The 12,781-nt window shown below is 37.0% G+C and carries 13 protein-coding genes and 1 riboswitch; of the genes, 12 read left to right on the top strand and 1 reads right to left on the bottom strand.

Features of this window, described 5'->3' with window-relative positions; all coding sequences use genetic code 11:
* The first annotated feature begins 132 nt into the window (after positions 1–132).
* The 6 genes from ACXAE4_RS07680 (at position 133) to ACXAE4_RS07705 (ending at position 5,471) form a co-directional block, all read left to right on the top strand.
* Positions 133–384: a YpmP family protein gene (locus ACXAE4_RS07680; RefSeq protein ID WP_013058743.1), complete on the top strand. Its 252-nt coding sequence runs from the start codon at positions 133–135 to the stop codon at positions 382–384.
* Between the two features lie 169 nt (positions 385–553).
* Positions 554–1,396, top strand: coding sequence for a DegV family protein (locus tag ACXAE4_RS07685; protein ID WP_289578351.1), 843 nt, complete (start codon positions 554–556; stop codon positions 1,394–1,396).
* A gap of 150 nt (positions 1,397–1,546) precedes the next feature.
* Complete coding sequence (locus tag ACXAE4_RS07690; RefSeq protein WP_475235786.1) at positions 1,547–3,163, top strand: ATP-binding protein; 1,617 nt, start codon at positions 1,547–1,549, stop codon at positions 3,161–3,163.
* Between the two features lie 24 nt (positions 3,164–3,187).
* On the top strand, positions 3,188–3,766 hold the full coding sequence (locus ACXAE4_RS07695; protein WP_033579851.1) for an SCO family protein: 579 nt from the start codon (positions 3,188–3,190) through the stop codon (positions 3,764–3,766).
* 235 nt (positions 3,767–4,001) lie between these two features.
* Positions 4,002–4,886: an SGNH/GDSL hydrolase family protein gene (locus ACXAE4_RS07700; protein WP_014458541.1), complete on the top strand. Its 885-nt coding sequence runs from the start codon at positions 4,002–4,004 to the stop codon at positions 4,884–4,886.
* Positions 4,887–4,898: 12 nt separating this feature from the next.
* The gene (locus ACXAE4_RS07705; protein WP_028415126.1) at positions 4,899–5,471 is read left to right on the top strand and encodes a YpmS family protein; all 573 of its coding nucleotides are present in this window, start codon (positions 4,899–4,901) and stop codon (positions 5,469–5,471) included.
* A gap of 32 nt (positions 5,472–5,503) precedes the next feature.
* Here ACXAE4_RS07705 and ACXAE4_RS07710 read toward each other — a convergent pair whose 3' ends face one another.
* Positions 5,504–6,259, bottom strand: a complete 756-nt coding sequence (locus ACXAE4_RS07710) for a DUF4397 domain-containing protein (protein ID WP_014458542.1) — start codon at positions 6,257–6,259, stop codon at positions 5,504–5,506.
* Positions 6,260–6,473: 214 nt separating this feature from the next.
* Here ACXAE4_RS07710 and ACXAE4_RS07715 point away from each other — a divergent pair, with 214 nt between their 5' ends.
* The 6 genes from ACXAE4_RS07715 to ACXAE4_RS07740 all read left to right on the top strand — a co-directional run bounded on the left by ACXAE4_RS07715 (position 6,474) and on the right by ACXAE4_RS07740 (position 12,726).
* A complete protein-coding gene (locus ACXAE4_RS07715) occupies positions 6,474–6,635 on the top strand; it encodes a hypothetical protein (protein ID WP_165573653.1) in 162 nt (53 codons plus the stop codon).
* Entirely contained in the window at positions 6,625–7,050 is a 426-nt protein-coding gene (locus ACXAE4_RS07720; protein WP_232217062.1) for a hypothetical protein, read from the top strand. The genes ACXAE4_RS07715 and ACXAE4_RS07720 overlap by 11 nt, the downstream gene beginning before the upstream one ends.
* An 87-nt stretch (positions 7,051–7,137) precedes the next feature.
* Entirely contained in the window at positions 7,138–7,311 is a 174-nt protein-coding gene (locus ACXAE4_RS07725; protein WP_080518349.1) for a YjcZ family sporulation protein, read from the top strand.
* A 153-nt stretch (positions 7,312–7,464) separates the two neighbouring features.
* Positions 7,465–8,865, top strand: coding sequence for an ATP-binding protein (locus ACXAE4_RS07730; protein WP_028415123.1), 1,401 nt, complete (start codon positions 7,465–7,467; stop codon positions 8,863–8,865).
* Between the two features lie 217 nt (positions 8,866–9,082).
* Positions 9,083–10,552, top strand: coding sequence for an NAD(P)/FAD-dependent oxidoreductase (locus ACXAE4_RS07735; RefSeq protein WP_028415122.1), 1,470 nt, complete (start codon positions 9,083–9,085; stop codon positions 10,550–10,552).
* Between the two features lie 603 nt (positions 10,553–11,155).
* A riboswitch (cyclic di-AMP (ydaO/yuaA leader) is annotated at positions 11,156–11,310 on the top strand.
* Positions 11,311–11,490: 180 nt separating this feature from the next.
* Complete coding sequence (locus ACXAE4_RS07740) at positions 11,491–12,726, top strand: dicarboxylate/amino acid:cation symporter (protein WP_165636114.1); 1,236 nt, start codon at positions 11,491–11,493, stop codon at positions 12,724–12,726.
* The last annotated feature ends 55 nt before the right edge of the window (positions 12,727–12,781 follow it).

The following is a 12,781-nucleotide window of genomic DNA, read 5'->3' on the forward strand; positions in this document are numbered from 1 at the left end:
CATCAACTGTCGAATAAGTTGATGAAGCATTTTTATTTTAAAAAATATTTGTGTTTTCTTTTTATTTTATCAAGACAGAAAGTACCTCAAGCATTATAATAAAATAAACGGGTAAAAAGAGGGTTGATCGCCTTGCTATTAAAAAGCCTTGAATTTAAACATGTCAGTGGTCAAAAAGTAAAAATTACTGAAATTCCAGTTTTAGAGGAAAATAGCACGTTTCGGTTCATGTTATCTGCAAAACTTGATTTATTTATTAGACAAATCACGAACGAATCAGTTCCGAAGCAAACCTACTCGTTTCAAGAATATTTAAAACGCGTGCTGAAATGGAAAGATTACGAACAGCTCTTTAAGTCTCATGTATTAAAGCATAATGCATAAACGTAAAAGTTGACTTTTCTGAATATTTCAGCAGAGTCAACTTTTTTTGTTGATCTAAAAGGTTGAACATGCATTTTACGAATTAGCAAAACTTGCATTCTATTATAACTATATTGTTGTAAGCGTTCATGTTATACTAGTTTGCAATGCATCTTATAGGGGTGAACACATGTCGAAAATTAAAGTGGTAACGGATTCAACAATTGATTTAACGTTGGAAGAAGCTGAAAAATACGGTATTGAGATGATACCTTTATGTATTAATATTGATAATGAAACATATTTGGATCGCGTGGAATTAACGCCGACAGATTTTATTGAAAAAATGAAAAATTCAAAAAAATTACCAAAAAGCTCTCAGCCGGCTATTGGTTCTTTTGTTGAAGTATATGAACGATTAGTGAGTGAAGGGTATGACGTCATTTCCATTCATATGACTGGAGGAATGAGCGGAACCGTTCGAGCAGCTGAAAGCGCGGCTCAAATGGTGGAAGGAAATATCACCGTTGTCGATTCTATGTACATTACAAAAGCTCTTTCGTTTCAAGTCTTTGAAGCGGTGAAAATGATTGAAGAGGGGCATACGGTAGAAGAAATTGTCGCGCGCTTGGAAGAGGTGCGTCAAAATACGAATCTTTTTGTCGTAGTCGATACGCTTGAAAATTTGGTTAAAGGTGGACGTATTGGACGTGGAAAAGGGCTAATCGGTTCTCTTTTAAATATTAAGCCAATTGCTTCCCTAGCTGACGGAGTATACACTCCTGTTGCTAAAGTGCGCAGTCATTCTCAAATTGTTAAGTTTTTAACGAAGCAGTTCGAAGAGCATACAGAAGGAAAAAGTATTAAAGGAGTAGGGCTTGTACATGCAGATGGACTTGGGCTCGCTTCTAAGCTAAAAGAATCAATCGTGAAGGCAAGAGGCTATACGCAATTTTCGATTGAAGATACGACGCCTATTATCTCGACGCATACGGGTATTGGTGCAATTGGTTTTATGTATTTTGCTGAATAAAGTGAGTTGCTTTTTGCAAGTCACTTTTTTGGCTTTCTCTTTTTTGGAAAAAGGAGAAAGAGAAGTGGACGAACGTGTGATATAATAGAATCAACTTTCTACCAGCGAATGCTGTGCTGGTTACTATTCTTTTGAATCCGGAGTATACCGATGAAAAAATATATTCGAAATTTGAGTGTGTTTAACAAAACGGTTTTATTTTCTACTTTAATTGTAGTTGCCCTTGGAGTCATTTCTTTAGCCATTAGCTATCAAGTTCAAAAAAAAATGGCAAAAGAGACGTTAACGCAGCATGTGTTAATTATGGCCGATTTATGGAGGGAGTCTTTATCTAAACAAGACGTAATAGCAGCAGTGGATTCAAGGAACGGGCCGATTCCTGAAAAAGACGAGCTAGAAAAGCAGTTCAGAAAGATTTATGAATTGCATCCGTCGTACTTGCAGGGATATATTATGACGACCGAAAAATTTAAATCGCATGGAAATAAGATTATCGTAACAGCGAATAAGAAAATTAAGCAATCGCTAGAGCCGTCCATGATTTATTATGGGGGAGAAGAATTTTACAAATCATTTAAGGAAGCAGAACGAAAAAAGAAAAATATCGTAACATCTACATACAAAGACGAATTCGGGACGTGGATAACCGTTTTATCGCCTATTACAAACAGCTCTGGAAAAGTTGTGGCTATTCTTGGTGTAGATGTAGATGCAAGCGCTATCTATATCTATCAAAAACGTTTAATTGTGTCTTTGGTCGTTGCGTTTACGCTTCTGTTTACCTTCATTATTGTGATTCAAGACTGGGGACTAAGGCGATTAATGTCGCCCCTTGGGGAATTAATAGAAGGAATTCAAGCGGTTAGTCAAGGGAAATTTGATGTGAAGCTGACACACGAAGATGATTCTGAGTTAGGGAATGTACACACAAGATTTAATGAAATGACCGAGCGGCTGCAGCAGCTTTTTCATCAAGTGTCAGTAACAAAAGAACACCTGAATGTAGAAACAGATTTCAGTCATACAAAAGACGGAATTACCAAAGCGATTGATGAATTGGAAGTTATTATGGAAAAAACGAGGATGCAAAAGGAATTGCAGCGAGCGGAGAAAATGAATGCAATTGGCCAATTAGCTGCTTCTGTAGCGCATGAAATTCGAAATCCTATGACGGTGGTAAAAGGGTTTTTGCAGCTGTTTCAAGATAACACAAAGCTTTCAAACACTGAATTAAGTTACATTCATCTTATGATTAATGAAATGGACAGAGCAGAAGCGATTATTCATGACTATTTATCGTTAGCCAAGCCGGATGTTCACCAGCATCGTTTTATTAACTGCTTGGAGTGTATTACAAGCTTAGTAGATTTATTATCTTCTTATGCTTTATTAACAAACAATATACTCATAGAATTAGACGCAAAAGAAGAGATGTATGTTCGCGGCAGCCGAAACGAATTGAATCAAGTTCTGCTTAATATTATGAAAAATGGAATTGAAGCCATGAGAGCTGGGGGAACGCTTCGAGTGGGGCTTTACAAGCGAGAAGGGCATGTACATATTCAAATTGAAGATACTGGTATAGGCATGACCAGTGAACAAGTGAAGCGGCTGGGAACAGCGTTTTATTCTTTAAAAGAAAAAGGAACAGGGATTGGTCTGATGGTTTCTTATCAACTGGTGGAACAAATGAATGGAAGAATTGAAGTGGAAAGCATACCAGGAAAAGGTTCAACGTTTATCTTGATTTTCCCTAGCTATGACTAAACTTTAACCGTGCAGGAGGAACATATGAAAAGCTGGTCTTATAAATTGTTTTTTTTACTGCTTATTAGTTGCATGATGTTAACAGCCTGTGGTTCCAAAATAGAAAATCCGCTTAATTGGAAGATGGACTCTTTTTCTTATGTTAACCAAGATCAAAAGAAAGTAGGGCTAAGTCAGCTGAAAGGGAACGTTTGGGTAGCTAACTTTATCTTCACAAGCTGCGAAACCGTATGTCCCCCAATGACGGCTCATATGGCTAAATTACAAAAAATGGCTAAGGATGAAGGCCTGGACGTTCACTTTGTTTCATTTAGCGTAGACCCTGAAGTGGACACTCCTCAGAAAATGAAGGACTATGCGACTAAATTTGGCGCTGATTTTTCGAATTGGGATTTCTTAACGGGCTATAAACAAGCGGAAATTGAAAAGTTTGCGCTGGATCAATTTAAGATGATTGTGAAAAAGCCGCAAGAAGATCCGCAGGTTATTCACGGTACGTATTTTTTTCTAATTGACAAAGATGGAGTGGTTCAAAAATCTTATCAGGGAGTGACTGATCCTCCTTATGATGATATGATAAAAGATATTAAAACCCTTCAGTAAGAGCTATAAAATCGTCAAATCTATCCGCTCACACAGCTATCTTTACAGTGATGTGTGAGCGGATATTTTTATGAAAGAAACATGCTTATCCTTTTTTTTACATATACTATATATAAGAAACGTAGTAAAATATCAACTTGACATAGTATGATAAGATATAAAGATATAGTTATTCAGAGCGGTAAGCAGTATTGCTTGTGACAGCGAGAATACAGCATAGTTAGTAGGTGTTATGATGAGAAAATGGAAAAGTATAGTGATAAGCAGTATGAGTGCGGTGGTGTTAGCGAGCTGTTCGACAACGACTTTTTTGCCAACGGACAATAAAGAAGAAGCCGTTCAGAAAGAAGTGGATTTAACACCTAAAAAGCATATTCCGAAAGGCTTTTTCCCTGTAGATTTAGATATTGTAGCCATTGGCGACTCATTAACTGAAGGAGTAGGAGATGAGTCTAAAAAAGGCGGTTATGTACCATACTTAACTAAATACCTTTCTAAACAAAATGAAGTGCAAAATGTACGAACAGAGAATCTAGGCAAAAGAGGAAATCGGACGGATCAGCTATTAGCGAGGTTAAATCAGCCGGGAGTAGCAGCTGAAGTATCAAGAGCAGACATCGTTTTCTTGACGATTGGCGGCAATGACGTGATGAAAGTGGTAAGGGATTACTTTTACAATATCTCAATTAAGACGTTTGAATCACAGCAGTCAAAATATGAAAAACGTCTAAATGACGTGTTTTCACGCATACGTAAGCTTAATCCTAATGCCCATATTTATTTAATCGGTTTTTATAATCCATTCTTTAAATCGTTAAGTGATGTGAAAGAAATTAATGTCGTTATTAATGAATGGAATGCGGCAAGCGAGAAAATTGCTTCTCAATATGATAATGTAAGTTATGTAAAAATTGATGATATTTTTTATGATTCTGACGTAAATTTATTAGGGAAAGACGAGTTTCACCCTAATAAAAAAGGGTACAAACTAATGGCTGAGCGCATTAGTAAATCAATGGAGGAAGAAGATCCTCTCGTTGGAGACCAGAAAAAGGAAACAGCAGAAGAAGTTACATCTGATGAAAAAGAGAAAAACACGAAAGAGAGTGGGAACGAGTAAGGAGATTGTTATATGAAGAAGTGGAAAACCCTATTTATCGCGTTATTAGGGATTAATGTTCTAGGGGCTATCCTTATTATTGCGTTTATTTTTCAACCGGTTGACAAGGTCAATCCAACTCCCTCTGAAAAAGTAGAAGGAGACGCAGAACTAACTATTTTGGCTAAAAAAGCGGACTTAAATGTACTGATTGATAAATATTTAAAAAAAGAATTTAAGAATCAGCCGCTTAACTACAAAATTACTCTTACCGATGTAGTAAGAGTAGACGGAACGATTCAAGTATTCGGCGATGATATTAATATTCGAATGACATTTGATCCGATCGTACAAAAAAATGGAGATATTGTGCTTGAACAGCAGTCACTTTCTGTTGGGAAGCTGCAGCTGCCTGTCCGCACAGTGCTTCGATACGTAAATAATAATTTTGCGCTACCAGAATGGGTAACAATCGATCCAAAGAATGAATCAGTATACGTAGCGTTACAGCAGATGAAGTTAGAGAGTGATTTTGCTGTAAAAGTACAAAAGTTTGATTTAAAAAATGATGATATTCGCGTACGTTTAATTTCGCGCAGTGAATAAAAAAAACCTTCCAATTTGGAAGGTTTTTTTTGTTAACGGTCTTGGGAAATCAGCGCTTCTAATGCAGGACGGTTTTTAGCAAATCCGACGGCATATACCGTATATGTTCGATTCGGGCGAAGGTTCAGTGCTGGGATTTCGAGTACTACATTTTTGGTTCCTGCTATGCGCACACTAAGTTGAACATGCATGGGGGATAAAGGCAAATATTTTGTGACTTCTTTAAACTGTACGCCAGAAAAAATGACGTCTCCACCTCTAGCCGCAATATCCACAGCAGGAGCATCAGGAGAAAGGTGCACAAACCGAAGCTTCGTTTCTCCACTTGGTACATCCGTATTGTCATAGATAAATAATAAATCAAGCTTGTTTAGCTCATCTACCGCCGCTACCGTGTAATTTTGGTTTCCTTCAAATGTAAATGATTCCGTTAAAACAGGTCTTCCCGTTTCTCCAGCGGGATAAATAGAAATTGTGTATCTTCCAGGTTCTTGTAATTCAATATAATCTGTTTCTTGTTTATAAGTTAAGTTGCGAATCACTCGTTTGTTGTTAATATAAATATCTACAGATGGAGAATCTGGAGAAGCGTGAAGTATACGAATTTGCGGCGGATTTACGCGTAAATTCGTATTTTCAGAAGAAGTTAAGATGGCCTGCTGGATATAGTACAAATGCTTTTGATAATAATGAATATGCTTAGATGGATCACTATACTTATAGTAGTTAGCTAGAAAATCGTATTTCATTGCTTTTTTAATATATTGATCAAAGGAATAATTAGCCATATGTTCAGCTCCCTTATTGTCGGAGTATAAAAACATTTCCATACGTAACCAAACATATGCTAAAACTCATAATTTATGCCGATCACTGATCACTCCCGAGATCTCCAAGAAGAAACAATGAGCCAAACGCCCTCTATGTGCATATACTGAATCAAATTATTGACTGAAGGCTTATTGTACGACCGAATTTAGTATAGAAAAAAGGAGTGAGAGCATGCGTGATTTTTATGCTCGGATGCTACGGTTAATCATGTTAAGTTTTTTACTGCTGCTACTTTTAATTCAATTTACAGAGCGCTCTACTTCATTTAATCACATTACCCCCGCGCTAAATAAAGTAACCGAGCGAATTGAGCTGATTACCTATGATCAATAAATGTATGTTTTCTGCGTTTCGATATGTACTTGTTCTTTATGCAATTTGCTTTACATTTTTATTTGTTAGCACAGTTCCAAGCCTATTTGGTTTCACTGTAACCGTTCAAGAAACGGATTATCACCACCTGCATCGCGGAGATATGGTTGTCTTTAGAGACGAATCATCTTCTTCAAAGAATGAACTTGTACTGGCCCATAATCAAGACCCTGATGTACTGGTTACAGCTCAAAGAAATTCTTTGCCTGCTTCTTTTAAAGTGATTGGAAGCTACGCATACCATCTCCCGTATATAGGGGTCATTATTGAGTTTATGAAAGATTTTACTACGCTACTGGTGATGGGCAGTATTTTACTTTTGTTGTTTTCGTATACGCTGCAGCCCAAAAGGCGAATATGGCGTAAGAGAAAGTAAAAAATGGGCGAATGCACATACAGGACAATCAACTAACGCATATAAAGTACAGTGTACGAAATGAAAAAAACAAGAGGAGAGATTGCTATGTATAACTACGATTGTTACGACCCATGCCATCACGGAGGCTATCACCACCTATATGATACTTGCCACTATCCAATTGGCGGTTATCATCATTGCGGAACGGGCCAGTCATTTGCATTAATTGTTGTGCTATTTATTTTATTAATCATCATTGGCTGCACTTGTTTTTGCTGATTAGGTCTCATTTGCTCGCATGTGCGAGCTTTTTATAAAAGATGGAAAAGGACAAACTTACATATAAATTGTTTAAATAATAAAAAAATTTTGCCAAATCAACATTTACCATATTATACTATAGCTAGTAACTCAATAAGCGAAGGTGAATATATGGAAAAGGAAAAAGTATTTCAACAACTATTTTCAATGTCATTTACACCAATGCTCGTAATGAATATGGATGGCGATATTCAAATTTTAAATGAAGCTTGCTGCCACCTTTTTAAAACGACGGAGGAACGGCTTCTTTCCTGTAATGTATTTGAAGAGCCAAATCGCTTTTTTATTGAAAAGCATGAAGTGGAACCGTTAAGAAAGCAAGAGGAAGAAGTTGTTTTACTTAAGAAAAAAGTAGATCAGCAGTTTCCGATGCATATCCATATTCAGCGCACGGAAGAAGATATTCCGCTCTTAGTTGTTCAGTGGAAAGAGTTTTCCTCAAGTATTGAAAAGCAAGAGGAAGTCATTCGGAAAATGAAGCAATATAAGCAGTTTGTCCAGCAGAGTCAAGATGCATTTATTGTAACGAGAGAAGGCAGAATTCAATATTTGAATCCCGCTGGTGTTAAACTTCTTGGCGGCGAGAAAAAAGAAGAGTATATCGGGCGTCCTTGGCTTCACTTTATTCACCCCGAACATTTAGAAATTGTAAAAGAACGAATGGTTCAGCTGATGAATGGAATGTCCGTGAGGCCACGTGTTGATGTGAAACTATTGACTAAAAAAGGGGTCGTCATTATTGAATCTTCGGCAACCAAAATTAAGTTTGAAGGACAGGATGCCATTCAGTATATTATTCGCGACGTAACGGATCGAAAAAAATATGATGAAATGGCAAGCAAATCTGAAAAGCTTACAATGGTGAGCAAGCTAGCGGCAGGAGTAGCACATGAAATCCGTAATCCAATGACGGCGATTAAAGGGTTTATTCAGCTGCTAAAAGCATCGAAACAGTATAATGAAGAATACAATGATATTATGCTTGAAGAATTGAATCGCGTCGAATCCATTATTCAAGAATTTTTAACGCTGGCCAAGCCTAAAATTGAAAATTCATACCATCCGAAAAGTCTCAATCAAATCATACGTCACGTGACATTACTATTAGATACACACGCCAATTATAAAAATTGTCGTATTATTAATGAGATTAGTGATGAGATTACAATCTTTTGTGAAGAAAATGCGCTTAAACAAGTTTTTATTAATTTAATTCAAAATGCGCTTGAGTCAATGAGCAAAGGTACAGTTAAAGTTACCGTTGAGAAAAGAAATGAATACGGCATGGTCATTATCGAGGATGAAGGATGTGGAATTGATGAGCAATCTTTAGCTCGGCTAGGTGAACCATTTTATTCCACCAAACAAACAGGAACTGGGCTAGGATTAATGATTAGCTACCGAATAATCGAACAGCATCAAGGGCATATTTCATTTGCGAGTAAAGTAGGAGTAGGAACAAAAGTAGAAATTGCTCTTCCGTATATTAAAGAACCAGTGAACATTTCGTAGCGCTTGCTATTCGTTCGCTGGTTTTTGTTTGGTTAAAATAAAAACGAATGTTTTTTTAATTTTTTATTTTAATGTTCGTGTATATTGTTGACTAAAGGGTTTGTTTTTGATATATTATCAAATGTCTAGAAAATAACCGAATGATAATAAAAAAAGAAAATTCGGTCAATAACTTTTATCTTTTACCCAAAGAAAAAAGATGATGGGAGAATGTACAATGAACTCAAATTATGATGTTATTGTGGTAGGGGCAGGACCCGCTGGAATTTTTACTTGCTATGAGCTAACGTTAAAATTACCGGAAGCAACTATTTTATTAATCGATAAAGGACACGATATCTATCGACGTAATTGTCCGATTCTTCAGAAAAAAATTGAAAAATGTCCGCCTGCAGTTGGCAGAAAAGAGTTTGCTGGCTGTTTGCCTGCTTGTTCTATCACAAATGGTTTCGGTGGAGCCGGCGCATATTCAGATGGGAAGTTTAATATCACCAGTGAATTTGGAGGCTGGATGACGGATTATCTGTCTGAATCACAGGTGGTAGATTTAATTAAATACGTGGATGAAATTAATTTAAAACACGGAGCAACCGATACGATTACGGATCCGTTAACTGATAAAGTTCGTGAAATTGAAAAACGCGGATACGCAGCAGGATTAAAGCTATTGCGTGCCCAAGTGCGTCATTTAGGAACAGAGCAAAATTTAGAAATTTTAAAAAGCATTTATGAATACTTAAAAGAAAAAATTGATATGCAGTATAAAACGGAAGTAGCCGATTTAATAACAGAAAAAGAAGATGGTCAGCATATCGTGCGCGGTATTGAATTGAAGAATGGTGACAGAATTACGGCTGATAAAGTCGTGGTTTCACCAGGTCGAGACGGCTCGAAGTGGATGAGCGACTTACTAAAAAAACGCCGTTTGAAAATGATTAACAATCAAGTAGACATCGGTGTTCGAGTAGAAACATCTAACGTTGTTATGGAAGAAATCAACAAGCACTTGTACGAAGGGAAATTTATTTACAATACGTCTGTAGGTACAAGAGTCAGAACGTTCTGCAGCAATCCTTCAGGGCATGTGGTAGTAGAGAATCATTCAGGGATTATGTTAGCAAATGGACACGCATACAAAGATCCGAAGCTTGGAAGTCAAAATACGAACTTTGCGCTGCTTGTTTCTCATAAATTTTCGGATCCATTTGATCAGCCGAACGAATATGCGCACGAAGTATCAAGATTAGCTAATATGCTGTCAAACGGAGGCTTAGTTGTTCAAAAGTATGGAGACATTTTAAAGGGGCGCCGTTCAACAGCGAATCGAATTAAAGAAGGCTTTTTAGAACCAACGTTAAAAGAAGCTGTCCCTGGTGATTTGGGTTTAGTGCTTCCATACAATACAATGAAAAGCTTAATTGAAATGACAGAAGCACTGGATCATGTAACGCCTGGGTTAGCATCTGAACATACGCTGTTTTACGGTGTGGAAGCGAAATTTTACTCCGCCCGTCCGAAGTTAAACGATAAGTTTGAAACTGAAATTTCCGGTTTATACGTGGGAGGAGACGGAGCTGGTATTACGCGAGGACTCGCGCAGGCAAGTGCGTGTGGTGTGTGGGTAGCGCGTGACATTGTTGAAAAATTAAAGAATCGTAAAGCAAGTTCTGAACCTGTTACTGTATAAAAAAAGAGGCCGTCACGGCCTCTTTTTTTTATGGGTTAAATAACGAGAGGGAATAAGTAAAAAGTAAAGAACTTGTACCGCTCCAACTCCGATAGTTTTATATGATAATTACCCGCTCCTTTTTTAAAAGATAGTAGGAAATCTATACTTCTATCTTGAGCAGAATTAAGTAGAATAAGGGGAATTGATAATGTCGATTTCTTCGCATCAATAAAGTCAGTGAAATTTTAGGGAGTGTATATCAAGCAGTACAAGGATAAAATCAACAGTTGGAAAGAGTTATTTTTTTTGATAAGTAAAATATTTATGGAAGCAGTAAAGTACATGGATATTAGAATAATTATACATATTAATGAATGATATTAATGGAAATAAAGTTCACTTTATAAACTATTTTTTGAATTAATTTTTTATTCATTAGATTGTAAGTCTTGTTAAATAAGTGTTTTTGGTTTATTAAAATATGATGTAAATATTTTAAAATATAACAATTCTCAACTTTTTACGATAAAATCATGCATTATTTTTGAATAAAAACTTGACAGGAATACATAAAATGAATTTTAATTAAAGTAACAATTATTATCATGCAAAAATATTAAAGAAAATTATTTGCTTAATCTCTTTTGTTTTATAAGAGAACGGAGGACCCATATTTGTGCGTAATGTACTTGGGGTGAATCTTGAATGAATCAAGTAGGGTAACTCACGTACCCGAATCCGACAGCTAACTCCGTAAGCATTCAGTGAGGGAATAACAGGTCTATGAAACCATGATATTCTCATGTTTTTTTGTATAGCTAAAAATATTCCTAAACTATTAATCTGAAAATTTTTAATATATTGTATATTTTGAGTGTTATCACCCTCAATGCATGGTAAAATAAGTATAGTAGTTAGAATCATTCTAATATAATTTATTTATGGGAGGTAAATCTATGAAGCTATCGACAAAGATCATTATCGCGCTAATTGCTGGTGCTGTTGTAGGAGTGTTGATTAATGCTTTTGCTCCAAGTGCTTTTGCTCCGCTGGACAAGTACTTGTTTACGCCGCTTGGGCAAATTTTCTTAAGCTTAATTAAAATGCTTGTTGTACCAATTGTGTTTTTCTCTATCACGTTAGGCGTAGCAGGTTTAGGAGATCCTAAAAAACTGGGAAGAATCGGGGCAAAAACAGTTTCGTACTTCCTAGTGACAACAACCGTTGCTATTGTAATTGGTTTATTATTAGCGTTTGTTATTAAACCAGGAACATTTGGATCTTTTGATACACAAAACGCTTCTTTTGAAGCTGAAAAAGCACCGCCGGTTGGAGAGACATTCTTAAATATGATTCCAGTCAATCCAATCCAAGCGATGGCTGAAGGGAATATGCTTCAACTTATCGTTTTCTCTATCTTTATCGGTTTTGGTATTACGATGCTTGGAAGTAAAACCAAAGGGCTTTATAATTTACTCGAGCAAGGCAATGAATTGATGATGTACCTTGTAAATCTAGTGATGAAGTTTGCTCCTTACGGAACATTTGGGCTTCTTGCAACAGCGGTTGGAAGTCAAGGCTGGCAGGCAATTAAAGCGATGGGGCTTTACATGATTGTAGTCGTGCTCGCACTGTTCATCCATTCGATTGTAACATATGGGGGGTCAGTCGCTCTTATGGCCAGACGTAACCCTATTGAATTTTTTAAAGGTTTTGCTCCTGCGATGACAGTTGGATTCAGTACATCAAGCAGTAGTGCAACGCTTCCGATTTCAATGAATGTGGCTCAAAAAAATCTTCGTGTCCCGGAGTCCATCAGCAGTTTTGTTCAGCCGTTAGGTGCTACCATTAACATGGATGGAACAGCAATTATGCAAGGTGTCGCGACTATTTTTATTGCGCAAGTATACGGCGTTGACCTGTCGCTGGGTGCTCTTGTGACGGTTGTATTAACAGCGGTGCTTGCTAGTATTGGTACAGCAGGCGTGCCGGGAGTTGGTCTCATTATGCTAGCGATGGTATTGAGTTCGGTTGGCCTGCCTGTAGCAGGTATCGGATTGATTATCGGGATTGATCGCTTGCTTGATATGCTTCGTACATCTGTAAATATTACGGGGGACGCTGCGTGTGCCGTTATTGTGGCTGAGTCAGAAGCAAAGCGTATCGATAAATCTGTAACGCAATCGGCTTAATAAATGTAAAAGCTCTAGCTATATGCTAGGGCTTTTTTTATTGGCAAGAAACTCT

Source organism: Priestia sp. ABM2_011 (assembly GCF_056158845.1).